General features: G+C 51.0%; 13 protein-coding genes. 3 read left to right on the top strand and 10 right to left on the bottom strand.

Features of this window, described 5'->3' with window-relative positions; all coding sequences use genetic code 11:
• Window positions 1–33: 33 nt before the first annotated feature.
• Window positions 34–1377 carry an MFS transporter gene (locus AB3G37_RS07475; protein WP_009638573.1) on the bottom strand — a complete coding sequence of 448 codons (1344 nt, stop codon included), beginning with the start codon at window positions 1375–1377 and terminating at the stop codon, window positions 34–36.
• Window positions 1378–1626: 249 nt separating this feature from the next.
• Entirely contained in the window at window positions 1627–2610 is a 984-nt protein-coding gene (locus tag AB3G37_RS07480; RefSeq protein WP_369790196.1) for a LacI family DNA-binding transcriptional regulator, read from the bottom strand.
• 362 nt (window positions 2611–2972) lie between these two features.
• Between AB3G37_RS07480 and idnO the strand changes: the two genes are divergently transcribed.
• Window positions 2973–3737, top strand: a complete 765-nt coding sequence (gene idnO, locus AB3G37_RS07485) for a gluconate 5-dehydrogenase (RefSeq protein ID WP_009638571.1) — start codon at window positions 2973–2975, stop codon at window positions 3735–3737.
• 43 nt (window positions 3738–3780) lie between these two features.
• Window positions 3781–4536, top strand: a complete 756-nt coding sequence (locus tag AB3G37_RS07490) for an SDR family oxidoreductase (protein WP_369790197.1) — start codon at window positions 3781–3783, stop codon at window positions 4534–4536.
• An 89-nt stretch (window positions 4537–4625) separates the two neighbouring features.
• Here AB3G37_RS07490 and AB3G37_RS07495 read toward each other — a convergent pair whose 3' ends face one another.
• Genes AB3G37_RS07495 through AB3G37_RS07505 form a run of 3 tightly spaced genes read right to left on the bottom strand, consistent with a single transcriptional unit; the run spans window position 4626 to window position 8310 of the window.
• On the bottom strand, window positions 4626–6041 hold the full coding sequence (locus AB3G37_RS07495) for a c-type cytochrome (protein ID WP_369790198.1): 1416 nt from the start codon (window positions 6039–6041) through the stop codon (window positions 4626–4628).
• Window positions 6038–7693: a GMC family oxidoreductase gene (locus tag AB3G37_RS07500; RefSeq protein WP_009638568.1), complete on the bottom strand. Its 1656-nt coding sequence runs from the start codon at window positions 7691–7693 to the stop codon at window positions 6038–6040. Before AB3G37_RS07500 ends, AB3G37_RS07495 begins: the two co-directional genes overlap by 4 nt.
• Window positions 7693–8310, bottom strand: a complete 618-nt coding sequence (locus AB3G37_RS07505) for a sorbitol dehydrogenase family protein (RefSeq protein ID WP_369790199.1) — start codon at window positions 8308–8310, stop codon at window positions 7693–7695. The genes AB3G37_RS07500 and AB3G37_RS07505 overlap by 1 nt, the downstream gene beginning before the upstream one ends.
• Before the next feature lie 694 nt (window positions 8311–9004).
• Between AB3G37_RS07505 and AB3G37_RS07510 the strand changes: the two genes are divergently transcribed.
• The gene (locus AB3G37_RS07510; protein WP_369790200.1) at window positions 9005–9355 is read left to right on the top strand and encodes a YejG family protein; all 351 of its coding nucleotides are present in this window, start codon (window positions 9005–9007) and stop codon (window positions 9353–9355) included.
• 10 nt (window positions 9356–9365) lie between these two features.
• On the opposite strand, the gene yejF is transcribed toward AB3G37_RS07510, so the two are convergent.
• The 5 genes from yejF to mepS form a co-directional block, all read right to left on the bottom strand.
• The gene (gene yejF / locus AB3G37_RS07515) at window positions 9366–10979 is read right to left on the bottom strand and encodes a microcin C ABC transporter ATP-binding protein YejF (RefSeq protein WP_369790201.1); all 1614 of its coding nucleotides are present in this window, start codon (window positions 10977–10979) and stop codon (window positions 9366–9368) included.
• A gap of 12 nt (window positions 10980–10991) precedes the next feature.
• A complete protein-coding gene (locus tag AB3G37_RS07520) occupies window positions 10992–11981 on the bottom strand; it encodes an ABC transporter permease (RefSeq protein ID WP_369790912.1) in 990 nt (329 codons plus the stop codon).
• A 29-nt stretch (window positions 11982–12010) separates the two neighbouring features.
• Window positions 12011–13108: a microcin C ABC transporter permease YejB gene (locus tag AB3G37_RS07525; protein ID WP_009638563.1), complete on the bottom strand. Its 1098-nt coding sequence runs from the start codon at window positions 13106–13108 to the stop codon at window positions 12011–12013.
• A 10-nt stretch (window positions 13109–13118) separates the two neighbouring features.
• On the bottom strand, window positions 13119–14927 hold the full coding sequence (locus AB3G37_RS07530) for an extracellular solute-binding protein (RefSeq protein ID WP_369790202.1): 1809 nt from the start codon (window positions 14925–14927) through the stop codon (window positions 13119–13121).
• A 235-nt stretch (window positions 14928–15162) separates the two neighbouring features.
• Entirely contained in the window at window positions 15163–15783 is a 621-nt protein-coding gene (gene mepS / locus AB3G37_RS07535) for a bifunctional murein DD-endopeptidase/murein LD-carboxypeptidase (protein ID WP_050956190.1), read from the bottom strand.
• Window positions 15784–15898 lie beyond the last annotated feature (115 nt).

The raw sequence follows: 15898 nt of genomic DNA on the forward strand, positions 1-15898 counted from the left end.
GGCCTTTTCATTGGCGTGACCCTAAGTCGGCGGTTATGCCGTTATACGTTGAGGTTTGTATTTTGCACGCATTACGGCGTAATGCTCCGCCAACGCTATGGCTTTGGCACCAGGGACCAGCGCGATATCACACTCTTTCGGCAACAGCGCAGTGACCATAGCAGCAATCAGCAATGAGCCGCCCAGAGCATAAATCGCCGTGCTTTGGCCATACAGGCTCACCAAAACACCCACCAGGTACGGGCCGCAGAAGCCACCCAAATTACCTAAACCGTTAATAACACCTCGTGCGCTACCGGCCACCTCAGGAGTGGTAACCTTGCCCGGTATAGTCCAGAAACCACTGGTTGCGGCCTGCAGGAAGAATCCGGCACAGACCAGGAAGCAGTAAGAGGCGACAATATTGGTTTTAAAAGTGACTGATAATGCCAGACTGCCGGCAAATCCTAACAATGGCAGGATGATATACAGTCTGCGTTTGCCCGTTTTATCCGACAGCACAGAGAAGGCCAAAATACCCAGCATGGTCCCGATATAAGGGATTATTGCCAGCAGACCTACTTTGCTCATGTCTCCGCCGGTCAAACCCTTGAGGATTGTTGGCAACCACAGGGTATAGCCGTAAATCCCGGTCTGATAGAAGAAGTTAATCACCACTAATTTAATGATTGAAGCATTGCGGAATACCTCTTTCAACGGGGCATTCTCAACGGGAGCCAGCTCTTTCAGCGCGTCACGTTCGCGTGTCAGCTCGGTTACCAGATAATTACGTTCGCGCTCGGACAGCCATTTGGCTTCTTCAGGGCGGTCACTGATGGTAAACCACCAGAACACCATTACGACGACGGAAAGCATACCCTCTATGATGAACAGCCAGCGCCAGTCGAGTGCCTGTAAAATATAGCCAGACAGCGGCGCGGTGATCATCCCGCCAATTGGCGCAAACATCAGTACATAGGCATTGGCACGGCCGCGTTCAGCGTCCGGGAACCAGTTGCTGACCATGGTTAGCACCACCGGCAGCATCCCACCCTCGGCCACACCCAACGCAAAGCGCAGGAATAGCAGTTGATATTGGTTAGTCACCATCCCGGTCAATACGGAGATGATTGCCCAGGCGACCAGTGAGCAGGCAATAAATTTTCTGCCGCTGCCGTGGACCGCAATGCTGCCACCGGGAACCTGTAAAAAAAGGTAACCGATAAAGAAAATACCCGCGGCAAGACCGGCCATTGATGACGTGATGCCCAATGCGCTATCCATCCCGCCTGGCATTGCAAAGCTGATATTGACTCGGTCCATGAATGAAATAATGCAGGCGATGAGTATTGGCGTTATAACGCGAAGCCAGCGGGCCTTGGGTATTTTTTTATCCATGGGTACACCTCGTTTATTCACAGAAGCATTCCAACTATAGGGAATGAATTAATACGCGAATTCGGTTGGTACATGAAATAAGGCATTGGAATAATGTTCTTATTAACCTGATCCGTCGATGCCTTAATAAAAGCATTTCTGTCAATATAATATGTGACTCAAGTCACGTTAGATCATGTTAAAAAAGGATGTTACTGGTAACGTGATCGTTACCCCAGGAAGTGAATAGTGTAATTTTGAGATGGAAGGTTAAATTGTACCGCCGAGGGAAATACGATAATGCAGGTCAACTCTTTCAATTGTCGGAATTTTATTAATCTTTTTCAGCATGATTTCAGCTGCGACTTTGCCGATTTCGAAGCGCGGGGTGATCACGCTGGCCAGCAGTGGCGTAGTCGCCAGGCCAATATCCAGGCCGTGAAAGCCTGAGATCGCCATCTCCTGCGGTACTCGAATGCCTAAGCGAAGACATTCCTGCAACACGCCGACGGCAATATCATCATTGGTGCAAAGAACCGCATCAACCAGCGGATCTAACTGGCGTGCCATGGTCAGCATTCCTGCGCCGATAGACACCGAAGAAACTTTATTTGGCGTAATATGCTGCGGAGTAAGTCCGTTATTTTCCATGGCTTTTCGGTATCCCTCATAACGTTTCATATCACGGGGGTCGGACATCGAACCGAAATAAACGACGTGTTTTTTGCCGCTGGCAATTAACGCCGTCGCCATATCAAACCCGGCCTGAAAATTATCAAAGCCGACGGCGATACGGCCATGGGAATCATCGAGATCCATTACCTGAGCAATAGGAATATCAGCGGCATTGAGATATTTATCGGCTTTTAGCGTGTGTACTGAATCAGTCAGGATTAGACCGGCAAGGCGGTAGGTCAGCAAATTGATAATATGTTCTTCTTCACGTTCTTTGCTGTAATCGTAATTCACCACCAGCGTTTGATAACCCTGTTCTGAGGTTACCGATTCGATCCCTGCCAGCAGTTCGGAGAAAATCTGATTATTAAAAGAGGGAACAAGAATGCCTATCTTCCTGCTTTTATTCTTTTTTTCTGTTTCTTCCAGCGGAAATCCAACTTCTTGCATCACCTTGGTAATGCGTTCCCGCGTTTCTGGAGAGACTTTTTCAGGCGTGCGGAGAAACCGGCTGACGGTCATTTTAGTGACGTCGGCGAGTAACGCGATATCTTGCAGTGTGACGCGCTGATTTCTCATCCAGAAGTCCTGCTGGTGCCGCTGTGGGTAACATCAAGTGGCGGGAAAATGATACGGTTTATGTTACCAAATAGCTTATCTCTTAACAACGCAATAGAAGGGCATAAAAAACTTTTACTTTCATGACGATGACACATTTTGTTGCCCTTAACGCCTCTCTCTGACTGGCAAAATTTGCGTTAGGAGAAATTTATCGAATGACCCCGATCACGCTTGCGGTAACAGAGTTTCTTAACACCCAATAAAGTGATCTGTATCACAGTTTGTGGGCCGATAAACCGCTTTTATTGATGAACATCACTTTATTCATTTGATCGTGGGTCTCACGAACTCTATTCGTTTGTAACGTCAGGAAAATCACAATGACAAATCTATTCTCCCTGGATAACAAAAAAATTCTGGTTACCGGTTCTTCGCGCGGACTGGGTTTCCTGTTGGCAAAAGGTCTGGCTGAAAATGGTGCCGAAGTCATCATCAACAGCACCACGCAGGAATCAGCGGCTAAAGCTGCCGAAGCTTTGCGTGCCGAAGGTTTTATTGCTCATGCGGTCGCTTTTGACGTTACTCAAAGTGTTGCAGTGAATCAGGCGATCGATAAAATCGAAAAGGAAATCGGGCCTATCGACGTGCTGGTCAACAATGCCGGGATTCAGCGTCGCCACAAGTTTACCGAATTCCCGGAAAAAGACTGGGACGACATCGTAGCGGTAAACCAGAAATCGGTGTTCCTGGTTTCACAGGCGGTTGCTCGTTACATGGTCAAGCGAGAGCGCGGCAAAATCATTAATATCGGCTCGATTCAAAGTGAGCTGGGTCGCGACACCATCACCCCTTACGCTGCTTCAAAAGGCGCGGTGAAAATGTTGACCCGCGGCATGTGCGTCGAGCTGGCCCGCTATAATATTCAGGTGAACGGTATTGCTCCCGGCTATTTCAAAACTGATATGACTCAGGCGCTGGTGGATAACAAAGAGTTCTCCGACTGGCTGTGCAAAAGAACGCCAGCCGCCCGTTGGGGTAATCCCGAGGAGCTAATCGGCGGTGCGGTTTACCTTTCTTCTCGCGCGTCAGATTTCGTAAACGGCCAGCTGCTGTTTATCGACGGCGGCATGATGGCGGCGGTCTGATCGCTGATTTTTGCAATCAAGCTGAATAGATTTTGGATACCTTATGATCACAACTGATAAGAAAATTGCGTTGATTACCGGTGCCGGCAGTGGCATCGGGTTGAGTGCTGCCAAAGCATTGGTGGCCAGCGGGTTTATGGTTATTTTGACTGGGCGCAATCAGGATAAACTGCAAAAGGCTGCCGCGCTGTTTGAGCCGGGGCAAGTTCATGCTCTGACGGTAGACGTCACCGATCCCAAGTCGGTCGCGACGCTGTTTTCAACGGTGCAGGAGACTTTTGGTCGTTTAGATGTGTTGTTTAACAATGCCGGAACCAACGTCAAGGAACAGCCGATTGAAGACCAGCCTTATGAAGACTGGCTGGCGGTGATTAATACCAACCTTAACGGTGCCTATTTGTGTACTCAGGCGGCAGTAAAATTGATGAAACAGCAAACGCCAATCGGCGGAAGAATCATCAACAACGGGTCAATTTCAGCCCATACTCCACGCCCGTATTCAGCGGCTTATACGGCCAGCAAACACGCTATTACCGGCCTGACTAAAAGCACCTCGCTGGACGGTCGACAATACAACATTGCCTGTGGGCAAATTGATGTGGGAAATGCTGCCACCGATATGGGCAACAAGGCATTGGGCGGCAGATTACAGGCTAATTTCGAGCTGGAACCCGAGCCGGTAATGCCGGCAGACAAAGTCGGAGAAGCCGTGGCGTTTATGGCTAATCAGCCAGATGGTACCAATATTCTGACTTTGACGGTAATGGCTACCGCGATGCCGTTCGTGGGCCGCGGATAACGTTTCATTTGGCAAAGGCAAATAAAAAAAGGAGAGCGCCCCCCGGCACTCTCCTTTTACTTTGCTCGCCAAAAACTGTTAATACATTATTAACGTGAGCGAGTTTTGCGTCTTCTAAATAACCAGAAGATCAGCGCCAGCACAATAATCACGCCTACAATCATTGCCGGAGCCATATATGGCTGAAGCTTCGCGAGCAGGGTCACAGGGCCACCGCCGCGCAGCACCGCCACATCTTGCGGGGTAACCTGAATCGCCGGGTTACCATAGTTGGTCAGCACGTAGTTGGAGATGTCAGCAATCTGTGCGTCGGTCAACTGGCCGACATACGAACCTTCACCAAATTTCGGCATCAGCACATGCTGGTCACCGACCTGACGATCGACACCGTACAGAATAGCTGAAATCAGGTTTGACGCGTTGGTCATACCGGTCGCGGTGTTGTTATACAGTGACGGGTATGCCTGATTTTTGCTGCCGCCGCCGTCTGGCTGATGACAGCTTGCACAGTAGCCGCTGAACAACGCCGCGCCACCAATAATGGTGTGGTTGGAGTTGGAAGGATGCATACCGCGCAGGCCATCTTCGACGTTAACGCCTTTCGGGCCAAAGCTGTCCGCCGCCTGTTTGTCGCCCGGATTACGCACCGGAGTACTGGTTTTCAGGTAAACCGCGATGGCATTCAGGTCGGAGTCAGGCAGGTACTGCAAACTGTTCTGCACGGCTTCAGCCATCGGGCCAGCGGCCTGGTTTTTGCCTACGGTACGGCCAGTTTTCATGTACTCGACCAGCTGTGCCTGGGTCCAATTGCCAATGCCGCTAACCGGATCAGAGCTGATGTTTGGCGCATACCATGGGCCAACCATGCCACCGCCCAACGGTTTATCGGTGACTTCGCCCATCATCAGGTTACGCGGCGTGTGGCAGGTATCGCAGTGGCCCGCGCCGTTAACCAGATAAGCCCCACGATTCCATTCTGCGCTTTTACTGGCGTCCGGTTTAAAGGCGGAGCTGTCCAGATACATCATGTTCCAGCCAGCCATTGCGATACGCATATTGAACGGGAACGGCAGCGCGGTCGGTTTGGTTGGCTGTTCTACCGGTTTCACGCCGAGCTGGAAGTAGGCATACATCGCCTGAATATCTTCGTCGCTCATATGGCTGTAAGAGGTGTAAGGCATTGCCGGATAAAGGTTTTCACCGTCGGGGCGAACCCCTTCACGCACCGCTTTGCTGAACTGCTGCAAAGTGTAATTGCCGATACCAAACTGTTTGGACGGGGTGATGTTGGTGGTGTAAATGGTGCCCATCGGGGAATGAATTGCGTAGTCACCAGCAAAAGGCTTACCGCCTTCAGGATTGGTATGACACGCCTGACAGTCAGCCGCGGTGGCGACCAGTTTACCTTTGGCAATCAGGTCCAGCTGGCTGTCCTGTGCCGACGCCATGGCTGCGAAACCAGTCAGCGCCGCGCCGAGTAATCCTAAACTCAGAAGTTTTTTCATGCCTGACCTGCCAGAGATTTAGCCATATCATCAGCCGCTTTCAACGCCAGTGCAGCCATGGTCAATGTACTGTTTACCACGCTGGAAGACGGGATTGCACCGCCGCCCGGCAACCACAGATTGGCATGATCATGGGTACGGCAATTGCCGTTAACCACCGAGTCTTTCGGATCGTTGCCCATGATAGTGCCGCCCATAATATGGTTATTGGCGTTCAGGCTGGTAGTGATGTTGAAATCTTCAGCCATAAACAGTTTGCCGATTTCCTCCAACTGTTTGTGCGCAGCAACGGCACCATTGCGCACGTAATCACCTACGTCATAGTGAATATCCGGGCAAGGCAGGCCGTGCGGATCTTTACGGGTGGTGCTTAACGTCAGGCGGTTATTGGGATCTGGCAGCGGCTCAAGACTGATTGACAAGTCCACGCCGTAAATTGAACGACGACGGATTTCCGCATCCAGCTCTTCGCCAACCAGTCCCATTTGCAGCGCCTTGTTAGTGGCTGGAATGACCTGGCTAATATTGTTGACGATCATCTTGTTGGCTGAATATTTGCTACGGAATTCGCCGTCACGAGGGCCAACCAGACAGCTGCTTTGTGCAGGGCCGCGGCCAATCCACAGTGGTTCAGAGGCGATGAAAGTACAGTGGAAACCGGAGTGATCCATCATGTTGCGGCCAACGTGGTCTGAAGAGTTGGCGATTCCGTTCGGATTTTTTTCGTTGGCAGCAATCAGCAGCAGGCGCGGTGTCTCGATGCCATTACAGGCCAGAGCAAAGATTTTACCGGTAGCTTTGTGCGACTGTTTTTTATTGTCCAGCCAATGCACAGCGGTCACGTTGTTGTTTTCGTCAGTATCAATCTTATAAACCACTGATTCAGCGAGAACTACTGCACCTTTGTTCTCAGCGCGTTCAACATGACTGATGCCGTTGTACATCGCGCCGATTGGGCAAATAGGCTGGCAGTTGTTGTTGCCGCAGCAGGTTGGACGACCATTCCACGGGCGGGTACTGCGGCCCTGCGGGATAGGTACTGATTTGAAACCGTGCGGATTTACCACTTCGGCGAAACGGGTATCGCCGTAGGCGTAAGGCACTTGTTCCATTGGATATGGCTTGCTGCGCTCGGAGGGGGATTGCAGCTCTGGATCGCTTGGACCGGCCACGCCAATTTCTTCCTCGGCACGGCAATAGTAAGGTTCCAGCTCTTCATAGGAAATCGGCCAGTCGCGACCAATGCCGTACAGCGTTTTCATTTTGAAATCGTTTGGCAGGTGACGCCAGCATGAAGCGGCCCAGTGCCAGGTTGTCCCGCCTACGGTACGCAGATAACCCTGCTGAAAGCTGCTGGCGCTAGGTCCAGTCAGGTTCACGTAGTTGTTTTTTGGGAAATATAGCGGCGCAGGAGCCAGTTCAGACTGCGGATAAAGGCCCTGGAAGTCAGAACCCGCGCGGTTTGCAAACGGCATATTGCGCCAGTTTTCAACCGCCTGTGCGCGTTCAATACGCAAACCGGCTTCAAGCACCAATACGGAATGTCCCAGACTGACCATTTGGTCGGCAATCATACCGCCAACAATCCCTGATCCGACAATGATCACATCCGCAGACGCATCGCCGTCTGCGGTAAAAGTAGGTTTATTCATCATGCTTTACTCGCGTTAACTGAATCTGGCGTCGCCTTAAGGCGCTCTTCTTTCATATATTCCGGCATTGGTGCAGCGGGAGGTGCGGCGGTGAACCACAGCGGGCCGTTGCCGCAGTAAGTCGGAACGATCAGGCCATCACTAACCGGTCGATACATCAGCGCATCTTTATATGCGATCAGCATGGTATCGGTACCATTTTTCACTGTACCGGTATACCAGCCCGTGATGATGCTGGTCAGCAGGTCACCCAAACCGTTTTGTTTAGCCAAATCCTGAAACTGTTTGGCACGCATATTAGGCTGGAGCAGGGCGTACAGTTTCGCAACCTGAACAGAAAACTGTGGGTTACCGTGGTAAAAGGCGTTGAAAATCTGTGCCGACATTCCGGGGCTCAAATCTTGATGCTCGGTAATGGCCTGAGAAACAATAAAAAACTGGGTAAAAATGACCGGGGAGTTAGTTGCGGTAGCTGTTTCTGCCTGAGTCAGGAAGGGGAAGCCCAGTAAGGTAGCGGCTACCATGGCTGAACCAACGCCTTTTAACATATCGCGGCGACTGAAACCGGTACCATTTTCCTGAGTGCCTGCGTCAAAAAGTGAACGATTTTTGTCCATCTCAATTCTCTTTAGATCGGGTGAGTGAGCCATTAGTCGGCTTAGAATTATTATTATTTTTTTGTTTATGCAGAAGCTGAGGCCTCTTTACGGAGGTTCGGCGCCTCTTGGATAGGGTAATCCAGTAAAAACGGTGTGGATGATAATGCCAGTAATGCAAAAAAGCGCTAACAAATCGTGCTAAAAAAATAACATTCCGTTTTCATTTGAAATTGACTTAACAAAATTGCAACAGGCGCTAGTCGAAAAAATCCGAAATGTCCAAGTCGTTACGAACCCAATGGTTCATTATTTATTAACTAAATGTTTCATTATTAATTAATTGATTTAATGAATAAAATCCATCATGGTCGCTGAGTTTTGTTTATTATTTGTGATATTTTAGCGTCAAAAAAGTAACGGTGATGAATGAAATTGGTTGAGAAATGATTCTGAACAGGTTACAAATGAGGCGAAGTGAGAGCCGGATCCCATTTTAAACGGAGAGTGTTCAAAAAAACGTCACAACGGGCCATTTCTGTACTTAAATAGTTAATGATATGTGAAAAATAGGTTTAAATTTAACTATTTTACAAGCGTAGAGGCTTGGTCTGCGTTATAACTTGGTTCATGCGTTGCGTATTTGTAAATTTATTGTTTAAAGATGAGTCTTTCGTTGGAAATACAATTTTAATAAATGCTTTTGGGGAGCACCGTGAACAATAATCACTTTTCGGTGGTACATCGATTACCACAAAGCTATCGCTGGCTGTCAGGCTTTGCGGGCATTAAAGTGGAAGTTATCCCACTGCCTGCCGATGAAGAAGACAGCAATCTGATCGGCCTAAAATTGTTAAGCCCTGAAGGGGATAGCGCGCGTCAGGTGTTACAGGGGCTAAATCTTTCCCTGCGTGAAATTCAGGTTGAAAGCAATATCGTAGAATGTGAAGGCGAGCTTTGCCTATTTGTTAAGCGCGACGATGAAAGCGCCACGATGTGTCGTTTGAAAAATATCGGTACAGCCATTGCCGAATCCGTTTCTGTGTCTGCAATCTATCCTTTCTGACGACTATCAGCTAATGCTGCTGGCCGTCATTCGCCTCCGCCAGCGCCAACAGCTGCTGCGTGTACGGCTGCTCAGGCCGAGTAAACAGTTTTTCGCACTCCCCCTGCTCAATGACCTTCCCGCTCTGTAACACAATCACCTGATGGCACAAGCTTCTCACCACCTGTAAGTCATGGCTGATAAACAGATATGACAGGCCGTAGCGCTGCTGCAAATTATGTAATAGCTGCAAAATCTGCGCCTGTACGGACTTATCCAGCGAAGAGGTTGGCTCGTCGAGGATCACCAGCTCCGGCTGCAAAATCAGCGCTCTGGCGATGGCTATACGTTGACGTTGCCCCCCTGAGAACTCGGTGGGATAACGATGACGCGTTTGCGGATCAAGCCCTACCTCCTGCATGGCGGCAATCACCTGCTGTTCGCGCTCCTGCTCGCTTAGCCGTTTATGCACCTGTAAGCCCTCGGCGATAATCTGCATCACGTTGAGACGCGGATTTAGCGCCGAATACGGGTCCTGAAACACTACCTGAATGCGGCTGCGAAATGGCAGCATTGCTTTGCGATTTAACGATTGCAGCGGCTGGCCGTCGAATTCGATCCCGCCCTGTGAGCGCAGCAACCGCAGCAGCGCCAGGCCCGTGGTGCTTTTGCCCGATCCAGACTCGCCCACCAAGCCAAGACTTTCACCGCGACGCAGAGTAAAGCTAAGGCCTTGCAGTGCCATCTTGGTGCTCACAGTGCGGCGCAGCAGACCACGGCGGACCGGGAAGCCAACGCCGAGATTTTCAACCTTTAGAAGAACCGGGCTTTCTGGCGGCACTGGACGCGGGCTACCTTTAGGTTCGGCCTGCAAAAGCTGTTGTGTGTAAGCATGTCGAGGCGCGGTAAACAGCGCCTCGCGCGCGTTATACTCCACGCAGCGCCCCTCTCTCATCACCGCCACGTTATCGGCAATAGAACGGACAATGCGCAGATTATGAGTAATAAACAGCATCGCCATCCCCAGCTCTTGTTTAAGCTCTTGCAGCAGGGAGAGGATCTGCGCCTGCACTGACACGTCCAGCGCGGTTGTGGGTTCATCGGCAATCAGCAGGTTAGGCTGGGTGAGAATAGCCATGGCAATCATCACTCTCTGGCGTTCGCCGCCGGAAAGTTGGTGCGGGAAGTCGCTCAGTCTGGAGGCTGCCTGAGCGATACCAACGCGGTCCAGGCATTGAATAATCTCTTTACGCGCGGCATCACGTCGCATCCCTCGGTGCAGCGACAAAACCTCTGCCAGCTGTTTCTCAATGGTGTGCAGCGGATTAAGCGAAACCATCGGCTCCTGAAAAATCATCGCGATCCGGTCACCGCGGATCTTGCGCAGCGCCGGTTCGCTGGCGTGGAGCAGGCTTTGTCCCTGATAAAGAATATCGCCCTGAGGATAAACCACTGACTGCGATCGCAGCAATCGCAGAATCGACAGCGCGGTCACGCTTTTGCCCGAACCGGACTCGCCAACCAGCGCCAGCGTTTCCCCGGCCGAGAGGGTCAGCGACAGGTCATTGACCACGGTCGAAAGCTGCCCCTCGTGACGAAAGGCAATATCGAGATTTTCTATGCTGAGCAGGGGCGTATGAGACATGTTATGGCAATCCTAACGTGACTGACTGGGATCAAAAGCGTCGCGCACCGCTTCACCGATAAAGATTAGCAGCGACAGGAGGATAGCCAGAACCATAAAGGCGCTGATCCCCAGCCACGGTGCTTGCAGATTATTTTTGCCCTCCAGCAGCAGCGCGCCGAGCGAAGGCGAACCAATCGGTAAACCAAAGCCGAGAAAATCCAGCGATGCCAGCGTAGTGATAGAGCCACAAAGAATGAAAGGCATAAAGGTCAGGGTCGCGACCGTCGCGTTTGGCAGCATGTGACGCAGCATGATAGTGCTGTCGGCGACGCCCATGGCCTGCGCTGCGCGGATGTAATCGAAATTGCGAGTACGCAGAAATTCGGCGCGTACCACTCCAACCAGTATCATCCAGCCCGAAAGTACGGTAATCAGCAGCAGCCACCAGAAATTCGGCTGCACCACGCTCGACAACAGAATAATCAGGAAAAGCGTTGGCATGCCGGCCCAGACTTCAATAAATCGCTGCCCCCAGAGATCAATCCGGCCGCCGTAATAGCCCTGAATCGCACCTGCGACCATGCCAATCAGCGACGAAAGCAGGGTTAGCAACACCCCAAAAAACAGCGAGATGCGCATTCCATAGAGAATTTCGGCCAATACGTCATGCCCGTTGCTGTCGGTACCTAACAGATTTTGTCGCGACGGCGGTGAGGGAAAAGGTTGCTGAGTTGAAAAATTGATTGAGTTAAAGCTTTGCCGCAGAGGTGCCCAAATCACCCAGCCGTGGCTTTCAAGCTGTTTAACGACAAACGGGTCTTGATAGTCAGCCGCGGTTTGCAGCTCGCCGCCAAAGGTCGACTCGGTATAGTTAAACATAAATGGCAGATAGAGATGGCCCTGATAGCGCACCAGCAGCGGCTTTTCATTGGCTATCACGTTGGATAACAGCGCCAGCACCATAACAACGGCGAAGATCCACAGCGACCAGAATCCACGTCGATTTTGTCGAAAACGCATCCAGCGGGCACGGTTGGCAGTATTGAGCTTCACTGTTCGCGGCCCTCGAAATCAATACGCGGGTCAACCAGCGTGTAAGTTATATCGCTGATGATATTCAGTAGCAGGCCAATCAGGGTGAAAATATACAGCGTGCCAAACATCACCGGGAAATCGCGCTGTAGCGTGGCGTTGTAACCCAGCAGCCCGAGTCCGTGTAGCGAGAACATGACCTCTATCAGCAGCGAACCGGTAAAAAACATGCTGATAAAAGTAGCCGGAAAACCGGCGATCACCAGCAGCATGGCGTTCCTGAAAACGTGGCGATAAAGGATTTTCTTCTCGTCGAGCCCTTTGGCGCGGGCGGTAACCACGTACTGCTTCTGCACTTCGTCAAGAAACGAGTTTTTGGTCAGCATGGTCAGGGTAGCAAAACCGCCGATCACCGTCGCAAGCACCGGCAGCGTGATGTGCCATAGATAATCGGTAATTTTACCGTACCACGGTAGCGAGTCGAAATTAGCCGAGGTCAGGCCGCGCAGCGGGAACCAGTCGAGATAGTTGCCGCCGGTAAAGAACACAATCAGCAAAATGGCGAATAAAAACGACGGTACGGCATAACCGATGATGATCACCGAGCTGCTCCAGGTATCGAACGCGCTGCCGTTTTTTACCGCCTTGCGGATGCCCAGCGGAATCGACACCAGATAAATAATCAGCGTACTCCACAATCCCAGACTAATAGAGACCGGCAGGCTGGACTTCACCAGCTGCATCACTGTTGCGCCCTGAAACAGGCTGTCGCCGAAATCAAAACGCGCATACTGCCACAGCATGTCGAAATAGCGCTGATGCAGCGGTTTATCAAAACCAAAGCGTTTAGTGATTTCGGCGATAACCTCTGGGTCAAGCCCGCGCGAACCACGATAGTTGCTGTCACCAACCTGGCCGACACCGGCAACCGCATGGCCATTTCCGCTGCCCGCATTGCCGCCTGGTAAACCATTGCCCTGGCCCATCTCAATCGCCGCAATCGCCTGGTCTACCGGGCCGCCCGGAGCAATCTGCACAATAAAGAAGTTGATAGTAATGATTGCCAGCAGCGTGGGGATCACCAGCAGAAGTCGACGAAGCAGATAGGCGGTCAATGTCGTCTCCTTATTTTCTGGCGGCGGACAGCCGCGCGGCTTTATTCATATCGAACCACCAGGTATCGAGGTCCAATGAATAAGGTGGGCGAATCGCCGGCATCGAGAATTTATCCCAGTAGGCGTAGCGGTCGCGATTGGAATACCACATCGGGATCATATACATGTGCCATGTTAATACGCGGTCGATGGCATGTCCCAAAGACAGCAGTGCATCCGGCTGGCCCTGATGGGCAACGATCTCGTTGGTCAGGGTATCAATAGCCGGGTCGGAAACACCTGGCGCGTTGTAGGTCGAGTTGATGTATTTGGAATTCCACATGATTTGCAAATCGGTGCCGGGGTAGGGCATGGCGCGGTACAGCGTCGGGATCATGTCATAGTCGCGCGAGCGCAGGCGGCTGACAAACTGAGAGTTATCAACCTGACGAATGCTCATGGTGATGCCTAAACGCTGCAAGTTATGCTGGAACGGCAGCACGTACTGCGAGTTGCTGCTGCTGGGCAATAGCAGCTCAAAGTTAAACGGCTTGCCGGTTTTATCATTCACCAGCTGCTGATTTTTCACCGTCCAACCGGCCTCTTTCAGCAGCGCGGTAGCTTTTAACAGGTTTGCGCGATCGTTACCGCTGCCGTCCGAATGCGGTGGCTGGTAAAGCTGACTGAAAACTTCGTCAGGGATTTTACCTTTAAGCGGTGCTAGCCAGGCCAGCTCTGCGGCGTCGGGATAATTGCCGGCGGCATATTCGGTATTCTGGAAATAGCTATTCGTGCGTTGATAAGCGCCGTAATACAGTGCTTTGTTCATCCAGTCGAAATCAAATGCCAGCGTCAGGGCTTCACGTACTTTGCGATCGGCAAACATTGGCCGTTGAATATTAAACGCCAGCCAGCGAGCATCCTGCGCAGCCTTGTTTTCATCGTCCTGCTTGATTATCAGCCCACGACTAAAGTTGCTGCCCTGATACTGGGTGGCCCAATTTTTTGGTGAAGCCTCGCTGCGGAAATCGAACGCGCCAGATTTAAACGCCTCGAGGGCAACATTATCATCAAGATAATAGTCATAGCGGATAGTATCGAAATTATAGCGTCCACGGTTCACTGGCAGATTGGCGGCCCAATAGTTGCCAACGCGGGAGTAGGTCACATATTGACCCAGCTTATAGTCGCTGATGCGATAAGGCCCGCTGCCGAGCGGCGGTGTCGAAAGCGGCTCGTTAAGTTTGCGATGCTGCCAAAACTTTTCCGGCAAAACCGGCAGGCCGAGAAGTCCCAGCATCTGCTCTTTGTTGGGCGAAGGGAATTCAAAACGTGCCGTGAGTCGCGAGATGGCTTTCACTACCACGCCTTTGTAAACCACGCGAAACTGCGGCACGCCCTCGGTCATAAACTTTTTGAAGGTAAAGGCCACGTCATTGGCGGTAATCGGGCTACCATCCTGGAAAACGGCGTGGGGATTAATCTCCACTTCAACCCATTTGAAATCGCTGTCATAGCGCGCCGAATCGGCAATCAGCGGATAATAACTGCCTATCTCGTCGGCGGAAGGGGTGAACAGGCTGTCGTACAAGGTATCGCTGCGGATAGCGGCATTACCGCGCGAGGCGAAACGGTTGAAGTTATCGAAGGTGCCAAGGGCTGAAAAAGTGATGCTGCCGCCTTTGGGCGCGGCGGGGTTCACGTAGTCAAAATTGGTAAAATTATAAATGTATTTGGGATCGCCAAGAATCGCGAAGGCATAGCCGTCTTCTATCGTGTCGGCATGGGCGAAAAATCCAATAAGCGACAATAACAGAGCTGTGAGTGCGCGAGGAAACATCCTGAAAGTTAACTCCTGTCTGGGCGTCGCTGATGGGTAATGAGTCAATAATAGATTGAAAATGTTTAAATAACCATTTTGGCAGTTCTAGCACAGTGGCTGAATGAGTCTATAGCAAAACAGAGGGGAGAGGCTTGATTTACAGAGGGGAAAGATCAATAAAAAAAGACCCTTCGAAAAGAGTCTTTTTTTATTCGCTTGGCCTGGACAACAAGAGGGACTTCTGTATTAGCCGCTATTGCAGCATGGCAGTCGTCAAGTTCCCGTTACCCGCATTCTGCGTTGCACCTGGCAATACACGTCTTGCTTCGCGATAACGTTTGGTCCAGTAAGCTTCACTCAGGCTTGAAATCATTACGCCATTGCTTGTTGAAGCATGAACGAACTGATCGTTGCCGAGATAAATACCTACGTGACGGCCCGTAGAGCCTGCACCGAATAACACTAAGTCGCCAGGACGCAGCTTGTTACGCTGAATTTTTTTACCGATATCTTCCTGTTCATAGGTAGAACGCGGTAGGTCCATGCCGAATTGTTCGCGGAATGTTGTCTGTACGAAGGCTGAGCAATCAATACCACGCTTGCTGTCGCCGCCTAACCGATAACGAACGCCTTTCCAGTCTGCATATTGATCCATGATTTTGGATTTAATATCGACGTTACGAACCATTGCTTCGAATTCATCCTGAGAGGATTGAAGTAAAAGACCATCTTTGTCTTTAACTGCATGCATCTCAGTTTGTGCGCTTTCTGTGTTCGAAGAATGAGTAGTACTACACGCGGAGAGAAGAATTGCCGCGCCAATTGCGGGGATTAACCGCAGCACATATCTCAGAAACGGTTGAGACTTGACCATGTATGTTGTTTTCCCTTGCTGTCCTTAACGAAGCCGAAAGTTCGTTATCAAATTGCCAAAAACCAAGCGAGATTACCTGTCGCGATCAGCTGGGGCAAAGGCTTAGCCAGGAAAT

This window comes from Rouxiella sp. WC2420 (assembly GCF_041200025.1).
Lineage (GTDB): Bacteria > Pseudomonadota > Gammaproteobacteria > Enterobacterales > Enterobacteriaceae > Rouxiella.

Coding starts and splice junctions, on each gene's coding strand:
- yejF (WP_369790201.1), bottom strand. CDS start 10,979: ATGTCTCATACGCCCCTGCTCAGCATAGAAAATCTCGATATTGCCTTT.
- AB3G37_RS07490 (WP_369790197.1), top strand. CDS start 3,781: ATGATCACAACTGATAAGAAAATTGCGTTGATTACCGGTGCCGGCAGT.
- AB3G37_RS07520 (WP_369790912.1), bottom strand. CDS start 11,981: ATGCGTTTTCGACAAAATCGACGTGGATTCTGGTCGCTGTGGATCTTC.
- AB3G37_RS07475 (WP_009638573.1), bottom strand. CDS start 1,377: ATGGATAAAAAAATACCCAAGGCCCGCTGGCTTCGCGTTATAACGCCA.
- AB3G37_RS07495 (WP_369790198.1), bottom strand. CDS start 6,041: ATGAAAAAACTTCTGAGTTTAGGATTACTCGGCGCGGCGCTGACTGGT.
- AB3G37_RS07500 (WP_009638568.1), bottom strand. CDS start 7,693: ATGAATAAACCTACTTTTACCGCAGACGGCGATGCGTCTGCGGATGTG.
- AB3G37_RS07530 (WP_369790202.1), bottom strand. CDS start 14,927: ATGTTTCCTCGCGCACTCACAGCTCTGTTATTGTCGCTTATTGGATTT.
- idnO (WP_009638571.1), top strand. CDS start 2,973: ATGACAAATCTATTCTCCCTGGATAACAAAAAAATTCTGGTTACCGGT.
- AB3G37_RS07480 (WP_369790196.1), bottom strand. CDS start 2,610: ATGAGAAATCAGCGCGTCACACTGCAAGATATCGCGTTACTCGCCGAC.
- AB3G37_RS07505 (WP_369790199.1), bottom strand. CDS start 8,310: ATGGACAAAAATCGTTCACTTTTTGACGCAGGCACTCAGGAAAATGGT.
- mepS (WP_050956190.1), bottom strand. CDS start 15,783: ATGGTCAAGTCTCAACCGTTTCTGAGATATGTGCTGCGGTTAATCCCC.